At 77.1% G+C, this 17,996-nt stretch carries 14 protein-coding genes; 13 read left to right on the top strand and 1 reads right to left on the bottom strand.

Features of this window, described 5'->3' with window-relative positions:
- The first annotated feature begins 107 nt into the window (after positions 1-107).
- The gene (locus tag ACRYR7_RS05920) at positions 108-338 is read left to right on the top strand and encodes a hypothetical protein (protein ID WP_432571147.1); all 231 of its coding nucleotides are present in this window, start codon (positions 108-110) and stop codon (positions 336-338) included.
- On the opposite strand, the gene ACRYR7_RS05925 is transcribed toward ACRYR7_RS05920, so the two are convergent.
- Positions 284-862 (bottom strand): TerD family protein, encoded by a 579-nt coding sequence (locus ACRYR7_RS05925; protein ID WP_432571148.1) that lies wholly within the window; start codon positions 860-862, stop codon positions 284-286. The two genes, ACRYR7_RS05920 and ACRYR7_RS05925, sit on opposite strands and share 55 nt — an antisense overlap.
- A 227-nt stretch (positions 863-1,089) precedes the next feature.
- Between ACRYR7_RS05925 and ACRYR7_RS05930 the strand changes: the two genes are divergently transcribed.
- The 12 genes from ACRYR7_RS05930 (at position 1,090) to ACRYR7_RS05985 (ending at position 17,948) form a co-directional block, all read left to right on the top strand.
- Positions 1,090-2,358, top strand: a complete 1,269-nt coding sequence (locus ACRYR7_RS05930) for an MFS transporter (RefSeq protein ID WP_432571149.1) — start codon at positions 1,090-1,092, stop codon at positions 2,356-2,358.
- Positions 2,359-2,453: 95 nt separating this feature from the next.
- Positions 2,454-3,947, top strand: a complete 1,494-nt coding sequence (locus ACRYR7_RS05935; protein ID WP_432571150.1) for an amino acid permease — start codon at positions 2,454-2,456, stop codon at positions 3,945-3,947.
- Between the two features lie 159 nt (positions 3,948-4,106).
- Positions 4,107-5,408 (top strand): multidrug effflux MFS transporter, encoded by a 1,302-nt coding sequence (locus tag ACRYR7_RS05940; RefSeq protein WP_432571151.1) that lies wholly within the window; start codon positions 4,107-4,109, stop codon positions 5,406-5,408.
- Between the two features lie 64 nt (positions 5,409-5,472).
- Positions 5,473-7,452, top strand: coding sequence for a M13 family metallopeptidase (locus ACRYR7_RS05945; protein WP_432571152.1), 1,980 nt, complete (start codon positions 5,473-5,475; stop codon positions 7,450-7,452).
- A gap of 121 nt (positions 7,453-7,573) precedes the next feature.
- Positions 7,574-8,695: a glycosyltransferase family 4 protein gene (locus ACRYR7_RS05950; RefSeq protein ID WP_432571153.1), complete on the top strand. Its 1,122-nt coding sequence runs from the start codon at positions 7,574-7,576 to the stop codon at positions 8,693-8,695.
- Between the two features lie 11 nt (positions 8,696-8,706).
- On the top strand, positions 8,707-10,455 hold the full coding sequence (locus ACRYR7_RS05955) for a CTP synthase (protein WP_432571154.1): 1,749 nt from the start codon (positions 8,707-8,709) through the stop codon (positions 10,453-10,455).
- Complete coding sequence (locus tag ACRYR7_RS05960) at positions 10,452-11,135, top strand: NUDIX domain-containing protein (protein WP_432571156.1); 684 nt, start codon at positions 10,452-10,454, stop codon at positions 11,133-11,135. Before ACRYR7_RS05955 ends, ACRYR7_RS05960 begins: the two co-directional genes overlap by 4 nt.
- Positions 11,136-11,233: 98 nt before the next feature.
- The gene (locus ACRYR7_RS05965) at positions 11,234-12,283 is read left to right on the top strand and encodes a tyrosine recombinase (RefSeq protein WP_432571157.1); all 1,050 of its coding nucleotides are present in this window, start codon (positions 11,234-11,236) and stop codon (positions 12,281-12,283) included.
- Positions 12,284-12,580: 297 nt separating this feature from the next.
- Positions 12,581-13,435 carry a ParA family protein gene (locus ACRYR7_RS05970; RefSeq protein WP_432571196.1) on the top strand — a complete coding sequence of 285 codons (855 nt, stop codon included), beginning with the start codon at positions 12,581-12,583 and terminating at the stop codon, positions 13,433-13,435.
- Between the two features lie 245 nt (positions 13,436-13,680).
- Positions 13,681-16,215 carry an AMP-binding protein gene (locus tag ACRYR7_RS05975; RefSeq protein WP_432571158.1) on the top strand — a complete coding sequence of 845 codons (2,535 nt, stop codon included), beginning with the start codon at positions 13,681-13,683 and terminating at the stop codon, positions 16,213-16,215.
- Positions 16,216-16,451: 236 nt separating this feature from the next.
- On the top strand, positions 16,452-17,162 hold the full coding sequence (locus ACRYR7_RS05980) for an SAF domain-containing protein (RefSeq protein ID WP_432571159.1): 711 nt from the start codon (positions 16,452-16,454) through the stop codon (positions 17,160-17,162).
- Between the two features lie 3 nt (positions 17,163-17,165).
- Positions 17,166-17,948: a hypothetical protein gene (locus ACRYR7_RS05985; protein ID WP_432571160.1), complete on the top strand. Its 783-nt coding sequence runs from the start codon at positions 17,166-17,168 to the stop codon at positions 17,946-17,948.
- The last annotated feature ends 48 nt before the right edge of the window (positions 17,949-17,996 follow it).

Below are 17,996 nucleotides of genomic sequence, written 5' to 3' on the forward strand. Positions count from 1 at the left end.
CCCCCGGCCGCGCGCCCCCCCCCCCCGCCCCCCCCCCCCCCCCCCCCCCCCCCCCCCCCCCCCCCCCCCCCCCCCCCCCCCCCCCCCGCGTCCGCGAGGAGGTCGTCGTGACCGTTCTGGTGTCCCTCGTCGTCATCCTGCTCGTCGCCGCCCTGGTGGGCCGCACCTGCGCCCGCTCGCGCCCGGGCGCGCGCCCGGCGGGCGCGCCGCGCACCGGCCTGGGCATCGAGCTGCCGGACCTCGTCGGCGAGCGCGGCACGCCCGGCGCGCGCGGGCCGGGCGCTCAGTCCACCGCCACGCCGAAGTCCAGCGCGATGCCGCGCAGGCCGTCGGCGTAGCCCTGCCCGACGGCGCGGAACTTCCACTCCGCGTCGCGCCGGTACACCTCGCCGAAGACCATCGCGGTCTCGGTGGAGGCGTCCTCGGACAGGTCGAAGCGCACGACCTCCTCGCCGGTGGCGCGGTCCACGAGGCGGATGAAGGCCCCGTGCACCTGCCCGAAGCTCTGCCGGCGGGCCTCGGCCTCGTGGATGGAGACGGCGAAGACGATCCGCTGGCACTGCACGGGCACGTCCGGCAGGTCGACCTCGACGACCTCGTCGTCGCCCTCGCCCTCGCCGGTGCGGTTGTCTCCGGTGTGCCGCACGGCCCCCTCGGGGCTGGTGAGCTGGTTGTAGAAGACGAAGTGGGCGTCGGAGAGGACCTTGCCGCCGGCGCCGAGCAGCAGCGCGCTGGCGTCGAGGTCGAAGTCCACGCCGGTGGTGGTGCGCACGTCCCAGCCCAGGCCGACGGCGGCCTGCCTGAGGTCCGGCGCCACCTTCGTCAGCGACACGTTGCCGCCCTTGGCCAGGGTCACGCCCATCGGTGTCCTCCCGCTGCTCCGCCTCGCGCGGCGCGTCGCGCGCCGCCCCGTGCTCCTGGCCGGGACGCTACCCGCGCGCCCGGCGGGCCACCCGGCGGGCGGTGTCCGCGCGCCCCGGCGGGTGGCGCGCGGGCCGCGCGGGAACAAGGTCCCGGGGCAACCTGCTTGACGATCGTGCCGGCGAACGGTCCCCGGTGCCCCCGCCCGCGCCGACACCGAGGAGACCCGTGCCCGACTCCCCCCGCCCGCGCCGCTCGCCGCTGCTGCCCGAGCGCGCCGCGTTCTGGCTGGTCGCCGCCACCCTGGCCGTGCTGGTCTCCGCCTCCTCGGCGCCCTCGCCGATCTTCCCGGTGTACCAGCAGGAGTGGGGGCTGAGCGCGACGACCGTCACCGTCGTCTTCGCCGTCTACGCCGGCACCCTGCTGCTCGCGCTGCTCACCGTCGGCTCGCTGTCCGACCACCTGGGCCGCCGCGCCGTCGTCGTCGCGGGCCTGGGCGGGGTCCTGGCCGCGCTGGCCGGGTTCCTGCTGGCGGACTCCGCCGCCTGGCTGGTGGCCGCCCGCGCCCTGCAGGGCGTGGGCACCGGCGCCGCGATCGGCGCCCTGGGGGCGTGGATGCTCGACCTGGCCGGGCGCCGCGGCGCCCTGGCGCAGACCCTCAACGGCGCGGTGCCGCCCTTCGGCCTCATGGTCGGCGGCCTGGGCTCCGGCCTGCTCGTGCAGTACGCCCCCGCCCCCACCCGCCTGGTCTACGCGGTGGCCGCGGTCCTGCTGGCGCTGTGCGCGGTGGCGCTGCTGGCCGCGCCCGAGCCGGCCCCGCGCGTGCCCGGCGCCCGCGCGTCCCTGGTGCCCTCGGTGCACGTGCCCGCCCCGGTGCGCCCGGTGCTGACCGCGATGGCCCCGGCCCTCACGGGCAGCTGGGCCCTGGGCGGGCTGTTCCTGGGCCTGGGCCCCTCCATCGCCGCCGGCGTGCTGGGCCGCGGCGACCACCTCGTGGGCGGCCTCGTCGTCGCCAGCCTCACCGGCACCGGCGCCCTGGTGGGCGTGCTCACGCGCTCCCTGCCGGCGCGCCGGGTGGCCGCCGCGGGCGCGGGCGCCTTCCTGGTCGGCCCGGCGCTGCTGGTGCTGGCGCTGCAGCAGGCGTCCACGCCGCTGTTCTTCACCGCCTCGGTCGTCTCCGGCGTCGGCTTCGGCGCCGCCTTCCAGGGCGGGCTGCGCGCGGTCGTGGCCACCGCCCCGGCGTCCGAGCGCGCCGGGGTCCTGGCCGCCGTCTACGTCATGTGCTACCTGGCGTTCGGGGTGCCCTCCGTCGTCGGGGGCCTGCTGACCCCGCACCTGGGGCTGCGCGCGGTCGCCGAGGGCTACGCCGCCCTGGTGGTGCTGCTGGGCGCGGCCGCGCTGGTGCTCACCGCCCGCGCCGCCCGCTCCGCGCGCCGCGCGGGCACCGCCGCCGGCGTGCCGGTCCCGGCGGGCGGGTGCTCCGCCGCCGAGGGCTGAGCCGCCCGCGGCCGGGGCCCGGCGCCCCCCGGGGTTCGCACGGGTCGTTGCGCGGTGGAAGCATCCTCCGCACGACCCCGATCGGGAGGACCGCCATGTCGGCAGAGCGCACCACGGGCCCGGGGGGCACCGCCCCGCGCGACTTCTCGCACGAGGAGGGGGGCCTGCACAAGGGCCTGAAGAACCGCCAGCTCCAGATGATCGCCATCGGCGGCGCCATCGGCACCGGCCTCTTCCTCGGGGCCGGCGGCCGCCTGGTCAGCGCCGGGCCCGGGCTCTTCCTCGTCTACGGCGTCTGCGGCTTCTTCGTCTTCCTCATCCTGCGCGCGCTGGGCGAGCTGGTGCTGCACCGGCCCTCCTCGGGCTCCTTCGTCTCCTACGCGCGCGAGTTCTACGGCGAGAAGGCCGCCTTCGTGGCCGGGTGGATGTACTGGTTCAACTGGGCGATGACGGCGATCGTCGACATCACCGCCATCGCCACCTACGTGCACTACTGGGACACCTTCTCCGCCGCCCCGCAGTGGCTGCTGGCGCTGATCGCCCTGGTCGTGGTGCTGGGCCTGAACCTGGTCTCGGTGCGGATCTTCGGCGAGATGGAGTTCTGGTTCGCCCTGATCAAGGTCGTCGCCCTGACCGCCTTCCTGCTGGTCGGGATCGTCTTCCTCGCCGGGCGCTTCCCCGTGCAGGGGCGCCCGACGGGCCTGTCGGTGGTCGCCGAGAACGGCGGCTGGTTCCCCACCGGCGCCGTGCCGCTGGTCGTGGTGGTCTCCGGCGTGGTCTTCGCCTACGCCGCCGTGGAGCTCGTGGGCACCGCGGCGGGGGAGACCGAGAACCCCGAGAAGATCATGCCGCGCGCCATCAACACGGTCATCGTGCGCATCGTCGTCTTCTACTGCGGCTCGCTGGTGCTGCTGGCCCTGCTGCTACCGTACAGCGCCTACTCCGCCGACGAGAGCCCCTTCGTCACCTTCTTCTCGCGCATCGGCGTGCCCGGCGCCGGCGACGTCATGAACTTCGTCGTGCTCACCTCGGCGCTGTCCAGCCTGAACGCGGGCCTGTACTCCACCGGCCGCATCGTGCGCTCGATGGCGATGAACGGCTCCGCGCCGCGCTTCGCCGCGAAGCTGAACAAGGGGGGCGTGCCCTTCGGCGGCATCGCGATCACCGGCTGCGTGGCGGTGCTGGGCGTGCTCCTGAACTACGTCGCCCCGGGCCGCGCCTTCGAGATCGTCCTCAACGCCTCCGCGCTGGGCATCGTCGCCAGCTGGGGCACGATCGTGCTGTGCCAGCTGAAGCTGCACCGCTGGTCGAAGCGGGGCGTCGTCACCCGCCCGGACTACCGGCTCTTCGGCGCGCCGTTCACCGGCTACCTCGTGCTGGCCTTCCTCGTGGCCGTGCTGGCCGTCATGGCCTACGACGAGGACAGCCGGCCCACCGTCTACGCCCTGGGCGTCATCGTCCCGCTGCTGGTGCTGGGGTGGTTCGGCGTGCGCGGTCGCGTGCTGGCCGCCGCGGAGGAGCGCATGGGCTGGACCGGCGACTTCCCCGTCAAGGCCGGCCCGAAGCCGCCGGAGCCGCCGCGCGGCTGAGCGGTGGGCTGAACCGGATCAGTCGCGGCGCGTAACGGGGGAGACGCGGAGCGCCGACCGCCCTAGGGTGGAGGGGACGGTCGGCGCCCCGCCCCGTCCTGCACCGCTCGACGGCGCGCGGCGCACCACCTCACCAGGCTCCCGAGGACCGCTCCCGCGATGACCGCGCTGCCCACCTCCCCACCGAAGACCTCCTCCTCCCGCAGCACCTCCACCTTCGGGCTGGTGCTGCTGCTCGGCGTCATGGCCGCCCTCGGCGCGGTCACCATCGACCTGTACCTGCCCTCGCTGCCGGAGGTGGCCGCCGACCTCGGCACCACCGCCGCCAACGCCCAGCTCACCATCACCGGGGTGCTCGTCGGCTCCGCCCTGGGGCAGCTCATCAGCGGTCCGCTCAGCGACGCCTACGGGCGCCGCAAGCCCGCCGTGGTGGGCTTCGGCGTGTACGTGGTGGCCGCCCTGCTGTGCGCGGTGGCCCCGGACCTGCCCTCCCTGGTCGCCGCCCGCTTCCTGTCGGGGATGGGCGCGGCCGCCGGGTCGGTCGTCGGCATGGCGATCATCCGCGACCTGTTCACCGGGCCCAGGGCCGCGCGCCTGATGTCCCGCCTGATCCTCGTCATCGGCGTCGCGCCGCTGTTCGCCCCCACGATCGGCGGCGCGATCGCCGAGCGCACCGGCTGGCGGCCGGTGCTGGCGATCCTGGCCGGCGTGGGCGTGCTGGTGCTGCTGGCCGTGTGGCGCAAGCTGCCCGAGACGCGCCCGGAGCTGGCCGCCGAGGTGCCCGCGCAGGCCTCGCGCGCCACCGGGCCCGCGGTGCCGGTCACCCGCCGCCGCGGCGGGCGCGTGCTGCGCAGCTTCAGCGGCTACGGCGCGCTGGTGCGCGACCGCCGCTTCATGGCCCTGGCGGTCGTGCCGGGCCTGGCGATGTCGGTGGTCATGAGCTACGTGGCGACCTCCCCGTTCGTCTTCCAGGAGGAGTTCGGGCTGAGCACCACGCAGTTCGCGGTCCTCTTCGCCGTCATGGGCGTCGCCCTCGTCGGCGGCAGCCAGGTCAACGCCGCGCTCGTGCAGCGCTTCGGCTCCCCGGCCCTGCTGCGCGTCGGGGTCACCGCGGCGCTGGTGCTCTCGCTGGTGCTGGGCGCGGTCGTGCTCTCCGGCGCCGAGCAGCTGCTGGCCTTCGTGGTGCCGCTGTGGCTGCTGCTGCTGACGCTGGGCCTGATCATGCCCAACGCGGTGACGATGGCCCTGGAGCCGTACGGCGCCAGCGCCGGCGCGGCCGCGGCCCTGGTGACCGCCCTGCAGTCGGGCGTGGGCGGGCTCGTCGGCGTCCTGACCGGCGTGCTGGGCGGCGACGAGCACGCGATGGCGCTGGTGATCGCGGTGGCCACCGCCCTGGCGCTGGTGCTGACCACGGCGGTGGCGGTCGCCGACCGCCGCGCCGCCGCGCTGCGCACCGCCTGACGCGGTGCCCGACGCGGCGCCCGGGCCCGGGGCGCGCGCAGCGCTCCGGGCCTAGGCTCGCGCCATGAGCTCGATCACGGACCAGCGCTCCGCGGTGGACGACCTGGACCCCTCCGTCCGCCCGCAGGACGACCTCTTCCGCCACGTCAACGGCCGCTGGCTGGCGACGTCCGAGATCCCCGACGACCGCGCCGTGGACGGCGCCTTCGTGCGCCTGCGCGACGAGTCCGAGGCGCAGTGCCGGGCCCTCGTGGAGGCCGCCGCGGCCGCCGCGGCGGACGGCTCGGCCCCCGCCGGCAGCGTGCAGCAGAAGATCGGCGACCTGTTCGCCTCGTTCATGGACACCGCCCGCGTCGAGGAGCTGGGCACGACCCCGGTGGCCGGCGAGCTGGCCGCCGTGGACGCCGTCGACGGCGTCGAGGCCCTGGTGCGGCTGCTGGGCCGCTTCGAGCGCCTGGGCGTGGGCGGCCCCTTCGCCTACTGGGTGGACACCGACAACGCCCGCTCGGACACCTACGTCGTCTACGTCACCCAGTCCGGCCTGGGCCTGCCCGACGAGTCGTACTACCGCGAGGAGCAGCACGCGCAGCTGCGCGAGGCGTACGTCGCGCACGTGGAGCGGGTGCTGACGATCGGCGGGCGCCCGGACCCCGCGGGCAGCGCCCGGCGGGTGCTGGAGCTGGAGACCGCCCTGGCCGCCCACCACTGGGACCGGGTGCGCAACCGCGACGCCAACGCCACCTACAACAAGCTGGACCGCGCCGGGCTGGCGGCGCTGCTGCCGGGCGTGGACCTGGGCGCGTGGACGGCCGCGGCCGGCCTGCCGGACTCGGCCCTGGCCGAGGTCGTGGTGCGCCAGCCCAGCTACCTGCAGGGCCTGGCGGAGGTGCTGGCGGGCACACCGGTGTCCACCTGGCGCGAGTGGCTGGGCTGGCGGGTGCTGCACCAGGCGGCCCCGTACCTGCACGAGGAGCTGGTGGCGGAGAACTTCGCCTTCTACGGCACGACGCTGACCGGGGCCCCGCAGCTGCGCGAGCGCTGGAAGCGCGGCGTGGGCCTGGTGGAGGGCGCCCTGGGCGAGGCGCTGGGCGAGCTGTACGTCGCCGAGCACTTCCCGCCGGCGGCCAAGGCGCGCATGGAGGAGCTGGTCGCCAACCTCGTCGAGGCGTACCGCCAGGACATCGAGGCCCTGGACTGGATGACGCGCGAGACCAAGGACCGCGCGCTGGAGAAGCTGGGCAAGTTCACGCCCAAGATCGGCCACCCCGAGCGCTGGCGGGACTACTCGGCGCTGAGCGTCGAGCGCGGCGACCTGCTGGGCAACGTGCGGCGCGCCTTCGCCTTCGAGGTGGACCGGGAGCTGGCCAAGCTGGGCGCCCCGGTGGACCGCTCGGAGTGGTTCATGACCCCGCAGACGGTCAACGCCTACTACAACCCGGGCATGAACGAGATCGTCTTCCCCGCGGCGATCCTGCGCCCGCCGTTCTTCTCCCTGGACGCCGACGACGCCGAGAACTACGGCGGCATCGGCGCCGTGATCGGCCACGAGATCGGCCACGGCTTCGACGACCAGGGCGCCAAGTACGACGGCGACGGCAACCTGCGCGACTGGTGGACCGACGCCGACCGCGAGGAGTTCGGCCAGCGCACCGCGGCCCTGATCGCCCAGTACGACGCGCTGGAGCCGCCGGAGACGCCCGGCCAGCACGTCAACGGCGCCCTGACCGTGGGTGAGAACATCGGCGACCTGGGCGGCCTGACGATCGCGCACAAGGCGTACGAGATCTCCCTGGGCGGGGCCGAGGCGCCCGTCGTGGACGGCCTGACGGGCAGCCAGCGGCTCTTCTTCGGCTGGGCGCGGGTGTGGTGCGGCAAGGTCCGCCCCGCCGAGGTGGCCCGCCGGCTGGCGATCGACCCGCACTCCCCGCCGGAGTTCCGCTGCAACGCGGTGGTGCGCAACCTGCAGGAGTTCCACGACGCGTTCGGCGTCCGCCCGGGCGACGGGCTGTGGATGGACGAGGCCGAGCGGGTGCGCATCTGGTGACCCGCTGAGGGGCGCCGGCGGGCGCCCCCGGCGGCGCCCCTGAGCGCGGCCGCGAAGGTTCGGGGCGCCACGGTTCGGGCGCGACGGTTCGGGAGGGTCGACGACGGTGGAGGGGGTCCGGGTGGACGGGCGGGACGGGGAGCGCGGGCCGGTGGTGCTCGTGCTCGGCACGAGCGCCGGCGGGGTGGGCCGGCACGTCGCGCAGCTGTGCGAGGGGCTGGCGGGCCGGGGCCACGTGGTGCACGTGGCGGCCCCGGCGCAGACGCTGCGGCGCTTCGCGTTCGCCGCGGCGACCACGGCCGTGGAGGTGGGGGCCTCGCTGGACCCGGTGCGCGACGCGCGCGCGGCGCTGCGCCTGCGCACCGCCCTGCGCGCCCCCTCCGCGCGCGGGGCGGTGGTGCACGCCCACGGCGTGCGCGCGGGCCTGGTGGCCGCCCTGGCGGTCCGCTCGCTGCGCCCGCGCCCGCCGCTGGTGGTGACCCTGCACAACGCGGTGCTGGGCGCGGGAGCGCGGGCGCGGCTGGGCCGGGCGGTGCAGGACGCGGTGTGCCGCGCCGCGGACGTCGTGCTGGCCGTCTCCGGCGACCTGCTGCAGCAGGCCCGGGCGGCCGGGGCGCGCCGCGCCGTGCGCGCGCTGGTGCCCGCACCGGTGCTGCCGCCGGGCGAGCCGGTCCTGCCGCCGGGGGAGCCGGTGGTGCTCGCCGTGGCCCGGCTGGCCCCGCAGAAGGGCCTGGACGTGCTGCTGGACGCCGCCGTGCTGCTGCGGCGCCCCGCGCGGGTCGTCGTGGCCGGCGACGGGCCGCTGCGGGCGGCGCTGGCGGCCCGGGTGGCGGCCGAGGGGCTGCCGGTGCGGCTGCTCGGCGCGCGCGACGACGTGCCCGGCCTGCTGGCCTCGGCCGACGTCGCCGTCAGCGCCAGCACCTGGGAGGGGCAGCCGGTCTTCCTGCAGGAGGCCCTGCGCGCGGGCGTGCCGGTGGTGGCCACCGACGCCGGCGGCACCGCGGAGGTCACCGGCACCGCCGCGCTGCTGGTGCCGGTGGGCGACGCCGCGGCGCTGGCCGCGGCCCTGGACGCGCTGCTGGCGGACCCGGACCTGCGCGCGCGCCGGGCGGCGCTGGCGCGCGAGCGCGCCGCCCGGCTGCCCGTGGCGGCGGACGCGCTGGCGCAGGTCGTGCGCGAGCACCGGCGGGCCCGGGACGCCCGCCGCCGGCGCGCGACCGCCGGGGTCCCCGGCGTGGGGTAACCTCGAAGTCCGTGGCGAACCGCAGCAACCCCGAGTCCCGCACCCAGCACGTCTTCGTCACCGGGGGGGTGGCCTCCTCCCTCGGGAAGGGTCTGACGGCCTCCAGCCTCGGTCGCCTCCTCCGCGCCCGCGGTCTGCGGGTGGCGATGCAGAAGCTCGACCCATACTTGAACGTCGACCCCGGCACGATGAACCCGTTCCAGCACGGCGAGGTCTTCGTCACCGACGACGGCGCCGAGACGGACCTGGACATCGGCCACTACGAGCGCTTCCTGGACGTGCGCTTCGACGCCTCGGCGAACGTCACGACCGGGCAGGTGTACTCCTCCGTCATCGCCAAGGAGCGGCGCGGGGAGTACCTGGGCGACACCGTGCAGGTCATCCCGCACATCACCAACGAGATCGTCGACCGGATGCGCGCGCAGGCCCGCGAGGACATCGACATCATCATCACCGAGGTCGGCGGCACCGTCGGCGACATCGAGTCCCAGCCGTTCCTGGAGGCCGCCCGCCAGGTCCGCCAGCGCCTGGGCCGCGACAACGTGTTCTTCGTGCACGTCTCGCTGGTGCCGTACATCGGGCCCAGCGGCGAGCTGAAGACCAAGCCCACGCAGCACTCCGTGGCCGCGCTGCGCAGCATCGGCATCCAGCCCGACGCGATCGTGTGCCGCTCGGACCGGGAGATCCCCGAGGGCGTCAAGCGCAAGATCGCCTCGATGTGCGACGTGGACGACGAGGCCGTCGTGGCGGCCATCGACGCGCCCTCGATCTACGACATCCCCAAGGTCCTGCACCGCGAGGGCCTGGACGCGTACCTGGTGCGCAAGCTGAACCTGTCGTTCCGCGACGTGGACTGGACCACCTGGGACGAGCTGCTGCGCCGGGTGCACTCCCCGCGCCGCCGGGTCGAGATCGCCCTGGTGGGCAAGTACATCGACCTGCCCGACGCGTACCTGTCGGTGACCGAGGCGCTGCGCGCCGGGGGTTTCGCCGAGGACGCCAAGGTGGACATCCGCTGGGTCGCCGCCGACGAGTGCGCCACCCCCGAGGGCGCGCGCCGGCACCTGCGCGACGTCGACGCGGTCTGCGTGCCGGGCGGTTTCGGCGTGCGCGGCATCGAGGGCAAGCTCGGCGCGCTGCGCTGGGCGCGCGAGAACGGCGTGCCGACGCTGGGGCTGTGCCTGGGCCTGCAGTGCATGGTGATCGAGTACGCCCGCAACGTCGCCGGCCTGACCGGGGCCAGCTCCACGGAGTTCGAGCCGGACGCCGAGCACCCGGTCATCGCCACGATGGCCGAGCAGAAGCACATCGTCGCCGGTGCCGGCGACATGGGCGGCACGATGCGCCTGGGCTCCTACGAGGCGGTGCTGCAGCCGGGCTCGGTGGTGGCGGGCGCCTACGGCAGCGAGCGCATCTCCGAGCGGCACCGGCACCGGTACGAGGTGAACAACTCCTACCGCGACCAGCTGGAGCGGGCGGGCCTGCGGTTCTCGGGCCTGTCCCCGGACCGGGAGCTCGTGGAGTTCGTGGAGCTGCCCGAGGAGGTGCACCCGTACTACGTGGCCACCCAGGCGCACCCGGAGTTCAAGTCCCGCCCGACGCGCTCGCACCCGCTGTTCTCCGGTCTGGTGGCGGCGGCCCTGCAGCGCCAGCGCGAGGAGCAGCTGCTGGACGTGGAGCCGGAGCCCTCCGAGGAGCACGCCGAGGCGCGCACCGCGGGCGCCGGCGAGCCGGCCGAGCTGTCGGAGGTGACCTCGTGAGCGGCTTCCCCGAGGAGCTCCGGGTGCCGGTGGTGACCGGCGAGCAGGTCGCCGACGCGCGGGTGCAGCGCACCCTGCGCTCCACCGAGGTGGCGTTCACCGGCCGCGTGTGGGACGTGGTGCGCGAGGAGGTGGAGCTGCCCGGCGCCGGCGGGGAGGTGTCCACCGTCACCCGCGACGTGCAGCGCCACCCCGGCGCGGTGACGGTGCTCGCCCTGGACGGCGAGGAGAACGTGCTGCTGCTCAAGCAGTACCGCCACCCGGTGCGCCGGGAGCTGTGGGAGCTGCCCGCGGGCCTGCTGGACGTCGAGGGCGAGGCGCCGCTGACGGCCGCCCGGCGCGAGCTCGCCGAGGAGGCGGACCTGGTGGCGGCCGAGTGGGCCGTGGTCGTGGACTGGTTCAACTCCCCGGGCGGCTCCAGCGAGGCCAACCGCATCTACCTGGCGCGCGGGCTGTCGGCGGTGCCCGCGGCCGAGCGGCACGACCGCGAGGACGAGGAGCGGGACATGGTGCCGGTGCGCCTGCCGCTGGACGAGGCGGTGCGCGCCGTGCTGGAGGGGCGCCTGCACAACCCGGGCACGGTCGTCGGCGTGCTGGCGGTGCACGCCGCGCGCGCGGCGGGCTGGTCGACGCTGCGCCCGGCGGAGGAGCCCTGGCCGGAGGGCGTGCTGCGGCGCTGAGGTGAGCGGCGCCCGCCCCGGCGGGGCGGGCGCCCGGCCCGACGCGTCGCTGCCCGCCCGGCGCGGTGCGCTGCCCTAGTGTCACCAGGGTGCCGCCCGTGACCTCCGCGACCCCCGCCGGCGTGCGGGAGCCCGGGGGTCCGCTGGTGGGGGCGCTGCACGACTACCTGGCCCACCTGCGGGTGGAGCGGGAGCTGTCGCAGAACACGCTGGGCGCCTACCGGCGCGACCTGCACCGCTACCTGCGCTTCCTCACCGCGCGCGGGGTGGACGAGCCCGCGGCCGTGGACGAGGCGACGGTGAGCGCCTTCGTGGCGGGCCTGCGCAGCGGCGCCGACGGCGGAGCGCCCCTGACGGCCAGCTCGGCGGCGCGCACCGCCTCGGCGGTGCGCGGCTGGCACCGCTTCCTGCACGCCCGGGGGCGCAGCGGCGCGGACCCGGCCTCCCTGGTGCGGCCGCCGACACCGCCGCGGCGGCTGCCGGTGGCGCTGACGGTGGAGGAGGTCACCCGGCTGCTGGAGGTGGCCGGCCAGGGCGGCTCCCCGGTGGCGCTGCGCGACCGCGCGCTGCTGGAGCTGCTGTACGGCAGCGGCGCGCGCATCGGCGAGGCGGTGGGCCTGGACCTGGACGACGTGCCCGCCCGGCCGCCCGGGCGCGCCGGCGCGGTGCGCCTGCGCGGCGGCAGCGCCAGGGAGCGGGTGGTGCCGCTGGGCGAGCGCGCCGGGCGGGCCCTGGAGCAGTACCTGCTGCGCGCGCGTCCGCAGCTGGCCCCGCCCGGTGCGGGCACCGCGGCGCTGTTCCTCAACACGCGCGGGGCGCGCCTGTCGCGGCAGAGCGCGTGGGCGGTGCTGCAGGCGGCCGCGGGGCGGGCCGGCCTCACCCGGGCCGTCTCCCCGCACACGCTGCGGCACTCCTTCGCGGCGCACCTGCTGGGCGCCGGCGCCGACGTGCGGGCGGTGCAGGAGCTGCTCGGCCACGCCTCGGTGGCCACGACCCAGGTCTACGCGCAGGTGCCCGAGCAGGTGCCCGGGCAGGTGCTCGAGCAGCTGCCCGGGCACGTGCCCGAGCGGGCGGCGGTGGACCCGCTGCGCGCCGTCGGCGCCGGAGCGGACCCCCGGGCCCAGCGCGCACCGCGGCGGGCGGACTAAGGTCGACCGCGCCAGCGCACCTGCGCGACCGCGGAAGCGGGGCGCGGGGCACCGCCCGAGAACGCCCGAGGATGTGGCACGCCAGTGACCAGCGAGTTCCCGACGTCCGCCCCCTCGATCCCGCCGGTGCCCGGTGCGGCGGGTGCGCCGACGGGGACGCCGCCGCAGCCCGGGCACCCCGACCAGCGCGAGCAGCCGGGCACCGCGCCCGCCGCGGAGCCCTCGCCCTGGCCGCCGTCCGCGGCGCCCGGGCAGGCCCCGGCCGCGGGTGAGCCGGCGCGCGAGGTGCAGGGCGCGATGGAGCTGGGCCCGCAGGCCGGGCCCACGGGCCGCCCGGTGCCCGACTTCCCGGTGCCGTCCGCGCTGCAGCAGCACGGTCCCGCGAGGGTCATCGCGATGTGCAACCAGAAGGGCGGGGTGGGCAAGACCACCACGGCCATCAACCTGGGCGCGGCGCTGGCCGAGTACGGCCGCCGCGTCCTGCTGGTCGACTTCGACCCGCAGGGGGCGCTGTCCGCGGGCCTGGGGGTGAACTCCCACGAGCTGGACCGCACGGTCTACCAGCTGCTGATGGAGCCGGGCACGGACGTGCGCGAGGTGATCCGCGAGACGGGGCTGGAGGGGCTGGACCTGCTGCCCGCGAACATCGACCTGTCGGCGGCCGAGGTGCAGCTGGTGGGCGAGGTGGCGCGCGAGAGCGTGCTGGCGCGGGCGCTGCGGCCGGTGCTGGGCGACTACGACGTCGTGCTCATCGACTGCCAGCCCTCCCTGGGGCTGCTCACCGTGAACGCGCTCACGGCCGCGCACGGGGTGGTGATCCCGCTGGAGTGCGAGTTCTTCGCGCTGCGCGGCGTGGCGCTGCTGGTGGAGACCATCGAGAAGGTGCAGGAGCGGCTGAACCCGGTCCTGGAGATCGACGGCATCCTGGCGACGATGTACGACGGGCGCACGCTGCACAGCCGCGAGGTCGTCTCGCGCGTGGTCGAGGCGTTCGGCGACGACGTCTTCCACACGGTCATCGGGCGGACGGTGAAGTTCCCGGACGCGACCGTGGCGGCCGAGCCGATCACCGTCTACGCGGGCAACCACCCGGGGGCCGAGGCGTACCGGCAGCTGGCGCGCGAGCTGGTCGCGCGCGGCGACGCGGCCTGAGCGCCGCCGCAGCGGGCCCCCGCGGGCCCCCGCGAGCCCCCGGGACCCCGCCGCGCACCCCGCCGAGGACCCCGCGCGCTCCACGCGGGGTCCACCGTTGCTGACGCCCCGTGGTGCCCGGACCGCCGACAGGGCGGTCGGCGCCCGCCGTGCCCGGAACGGCGGGCCGCACCGGCCCGCAGCCGTTATCGTGCGCTCCTGGCCGCGGGGGGAGCGGCCGCGAAAACGTAACGGGGAGTAGTCGAATGGTTGCGCCGATCTCGGAGGGGCACGCCGCGGGCACGCTGCTGCCGCGCATCGTGGAGGTCGCGCTCGACGCCGCGGACCGCGTCCTGGCCGCCGACGGCGAGCGGCGGCTGAGCGGCACCGACCTGCTGCTGCGCGCCGCCCGCGTGCGCGCCGCGGTGCTGGGGGCCGGCTCCGCCGGGCGCCCCGTCGCGGTGCTGCGCGGTCACGACGTCGGCGCCGTGGCCGCCGTCGTCGGCGTCGTCGCCGCCGGCAGCCCCGTCGTCGTCCTGGACCCCACCACCCCCGCGGCGCGCCTGCGGCACTACGTGGAGTCCGCCGGCGCCTCGATCTGCGTCAGCGACGCCGCCCGCGCCGGCACCGCCGCCGAGCTCGTCGCCACGGTGCTGGACCCGGACGCGGGCCGGCACGCTGGCGGCGACCACCGCGAGGCCGCGCGCGAGCTGCTCGCCACCGCCGCGCGCCCCGAGGACACCGCGGTCATCGTCTACACCTCCGGCTCCACCGGCGCCCCCAAGGGCGTGGCCTGCGACCACCGCTCGATCCTGCACGACGCCTGGGTGAACTCCGTGGGCACCGGCTGCTACGGGGCGGGCAACGTCGTGGCCCACCTGCTGCCGATGGGTTTCAGCGCCGGCATCGGCGTCACCCTGGCGTGCCTGCTCTCCGGGGCCCGCCAGGAGCTGTTCGACCCGCGGCGGCGCTCGGTGGCCGAGCTGCCCGGCTGGATGCGCGAGGTCGGCGTCGACGTCCTGCACGCCTCGCCGGCGATCCTGCGCGGGGCGATGGCGGCGCTGGCGCCCGGCGAGCGCATGGACGGCCTGGTCAGCGTCACGATGGCGGGGGAGACCGTCCACGGCGCGGAGCTGCGCACCGTGCGCGCGGCCGTGGGCCCGCGGTGCGTGCTGCGCAACCGCTACGGCTCCACCGAGACGTGGCTGATGGCCGAGCTCCGCATCGACCCGCAGGACCCCTCCCCCGAGGGCGCCACCCCCGTGGGGCACGCGGTGCCCGGTGCCCGCTTCGAGGTGCTCGGCGAGGACGGCGAGCGCCGCGCGCACGGCACCGGGCGCGTCGTGGTCACCTCCCCGTGGCTGACGTGCAGCTACTGGGGAGCGCCCGAGCGCACGGCCGAGGTGTTCAGCGAGAACCCCGACGGCACCCGCTCCTTCCTCACCAGCGACGTCGGCGTCCTCGGCGAGGACGGGTGCCTGCGCCTGCTGGGGCGCAGCGACCACAGCGTCAAGGTGCGCGGGCTGCTGGTGGAACCCGGCGAGGTGGAGGCGCTGCTGTTCGCCCAGCCGCAGGTGCGCGAGGCCGTGGTGGTGGGCCAGCCGTCCCCGCGCACGGGCCGGGTGCGGCTGGTCGCGTTCGTCGTGTGGTCGGGCGACCGCCCCAGTGCCTCGGCGGTGCGCGCCCTGGTGCGCGAGAACCTGCCGGCGCACATGGTCCCCGAGCACGTGGAGTTCCTGCACGCGCTGCCGCGCACCGAGCGCGGGAAGCTGGACCGCTCGCAGCTGCCCGCCGTCCCCGACGCCACGGGCAGCGAGGAACCCGTCAACGACTTCGAGAACGTCCTGACCCGCATGTTCGAGCGGGCGCTGGACGTGCCCCACCTGGGCGTGGACGCCGACTTCTTCCGCGCCGGCGGGGACTCGCTGGCCGCCGAGGCGCTCATCGCCACGGTGACCGCCGAGCTCGGCCTGGACGCCGACCGGTTGTCCACCGCCGACCTGGTGGCGTGCCCCACGCCGCGCGAGCTCGCCGCGGCGCTGCAGCAGGACCGCCGGCGCACCTCCACCACGCTGGTGGCGCTGCGCCGCGGGGGCGGCGCCGCGCCGCTGTTCTGCGTGGCCGGGGCCGGCGGGACCGCGCTGAGCTTCCGGGCGCTGGCCGACCGGGTGCCGCCCGGGGTGCCGGTGTGGGGGCTGCAGGCCAACGGCCTGGAGAACCGGGCGCGCCCGGACTGGTCGGTGCGCGCCCTGGCGCGGCGGAACGTGCGCTCGGTGCGCTCGGTGCAGCCGCACGGGCCGTACCGGATCGCCGGGTTCTCCCTGGGCGGCCTGGTGGCCCTGGAGATGGCCCAGCAGCTGCGCGCCGCCGGCGAGGAGGTCGAGCTCCTCGCGCTGCTGGACTCCTACCCGCCGGACCCGTCGGTCATGCCGCCGGCCCTGTCCCCTGGACCGCTCGGCCTGCTGCGCGGCGCGGTGGCCCTGGGCACCACGGGCCTGGACCTGCCCCGCGGCCGCGACCGCTACGAGCGCTACTACCGCCAGGGCATCTTCCTGCAGCGCTGGTACCGCACCACCCCGTACCCGGGCCGCACGCTCGTCGTGCTCGCCGAGGACGACCCGGACGCGGTGGCGCGCCGCGGCTGGGCCGCGCACCTGAGCGGGCCGTGGAGCAGCGTGGGCGTGCCCGGGGAGCACCTGTCGGTGCTGCGCGAGCCCACCGTGGCCCTGGTGGCCCGCGCCCTGGGCGAGGCGCTGGAGCCCGCCGCCGCACCCGCCGCGGAGCCCCTGCGCGCCTCCTGAGGCCTCCGCTGCCGCCCCGCGGGCCCGAGCTCCGCCGGCGCCCGCGCACCCCGGCCGCGGGGCCGCCCGGGGACGGTCCCGGGGGCCGGGTGCGGCCACCCGGGGTGCCGTCACCCGATCTGGTCACGCGCTGTGCGGGCGCTGTGGTCAGGACGAGTGAGAACGCTCCACCGGTCGGCGGAACCGGTCGCCGGCGGTGACCGTGGCGCCGGTCCCGCCGTGCGAGCGTCGGGGCCATGCCCCCCACCGCAGCCCCGCCCCGCGCCGGCGCGCCCGGCCAGGTCCCGGACTCCGGCGCCCGGCGCGTGCCCGCCCCCGTCCGCGAGCGCCGGCCGGCGCTGCTGGCCCTGGGCCTGGTCCTCGTCCTGGGCGGCGCGCTGGGCAGCGCCCTGGTCGTCCACCGCAGCGGCGACCGCGTCGACGTGCTCGTCGCCCGCCACGACATCGAGCCCGGCGAGCGCGTCGAGGCCGAGGACCTGCGGGTGGCGCGCGTGGCCGCCGACGGCGCGGCCGTCGTGCCGGCCGCCGCGATCGGCAACTTCGTGGGCACCTGGGCCACCACCCGGGTCCCCGCGGACACCCTGGTGAACCGCACGATGTTCCTGGCCGGCGGCGCGGTGCCCGCCGACGCCGCCGTGGTCGGCGTGGTGCTGGGGCCCGAGCAGCGGCCCAGCGGGGCGCTGCGCTCCGGGGACGTGGTGCGCGCCTACCTCGTCGCCGAGGACGGCGGCGCCACCGTCACCGGCGACCCCGCGGGCACGGTCCTGCTGGCGGCGGCCCGCGTGGTCGACGCCGGCGCCGGCGGCGCCTCCGGCTCCGACGCGGTGTCGCTGCTGGTGCCGGCGCAGCGCTCCGCGGCCGTGGTCGCCGCCGCCGCCGCCGGCCAGGTGGCCGTCGCGCGCGTGGCCGACGGCACCCGCCCGGACGTCGACCTGGTGCGGGAGTGAGCGGTGGCGATCCTGTCCTTCCTCTCCGCCAAGGGTTCGCCGGGCGCGACCACCGCCGCGCTGCTGACGGCCGCGCTGTGGCCGCGCGACGTCGTGGTGCTCGACGCCGACCCCGCCGGCGGTGACGTCGCCGCCCGCCTGCCCGGTGACGCCGGGGGCGTGCTGGACGCCGAGCGGGGGCTGCTGCCGCTGCTGACGTCCGCGCGCCGCGGCCTGCAGCCGCAGCAGCTGCTCGACGAGGCCCAGCGCGCGGCCGGCGGCACGGCCGTGGTGTGCGGCCTGACGCACCCGCAGCAGGCCGGCGCCGCCGCCGGCAGCTGGCCGGCGGTGGGTGCCGCGGCCGCGCAGCTGGGCACCGAGGGCACCGACGTCGTCGTCGACGCCGGGCGGGTGACCACCGAGCCGGTGCACCTGCCGCTGCTGCGCGGGTCGGACGTGGTCGTCCTCGTCGTGCGCGACGACGTGGCCTCCGTGCTGCACGCCCGCCGGCGGCTGAGCTGGCTGGGCACGGCGCTGCGCCGCGCCGACGGCCTGCAGCCGCGCACCGGCGTCCTCGTCGTCGGCGACGCGCGCCGCGGTGACGGCGACGAGGCCGCCGAGGTGCTGCGTGCGACGGGGCGCTGGGTGGAGGACTTCGGCCGCCTGCCGCTGGACCCCGCCGGCGCGCGCGTCTTCGACGGCGCGCGCACCGCCCGCCCGGAGCGCACCGCCCTGGTGCGCGCCGGGCGCGCCGTCGTGACGACCCTGGCGGCCGCGGCCGCCGGCGAGCACCGGAGGGCCTCGTGAGCACCCCCACCACCGGCCCCGCCGCCGTCCCCGCACCCGCCGGTCACG

It is taken from the genome of Kineococcus gurbantunggutensis (assembly GCF_050871925.1).
Lineage (GTDB): Bacteria > Actinomycetota > Actinomycetes > Actinomycetales > Kineococcaceae > Kineococcus.

Excerpts from the sequence above, each read along its gene's own strand:
- ACRYR7_RS05980 (WP_432571159.1), top strand. The coding sequence starts at position 16,452 with ATGCCCCCCACCGCAGCCCCGCCCCGCGCCGGCGCGCCCGGCCAGGTC.
- ACRYR7_RS05975 (WP_432571158.1), top strand. The coding sequence starts at position 13,681 with ATGGTTGCGCCGATCTCGGAGGGGCACGCCGCGGGCACGCTGCTGCCG.
- ACRYR7_RS05940 (WP_432571151.1), top strand. The coding sequence starts at position 4,107 with ATGACCGCGCTGCCCACCTCCCCACCGAAGACCTCCTCCTCCCGCAGC.
- ACRYR7_RS05970 (WP_432571196.1), top strand. The coding sequence starts at position 12,581 with ATGGAGCTGGGCCCGCAGGCCGGGCCCACGGGCCGCCCGGTGCCCGAC.
- ACRYR7_RS05945 (WP_432571152.1), top strand. The coding sequence starts at position 5,473 with ATGAGCTCGATCACGGACCAGCGCTCCGCGGTGGACGACCTGGACCCC.
- ACRYR7_RS05935 (WP_432571150.1), top strand. The coding sequence starts at position 2,454 with ATGTCGGCAGAGCGCACCACGGGCCCGGGGGGCACCGCCCCGCGCGAC.
- ACRYR7_RS05925 (WP_432571148.1), bottom strand. The coding sequence starts at position 862 with ATGGGCGTGACCCTGGCCAAGGGCGGCAACGTGTCGCTGACGAAGGTG.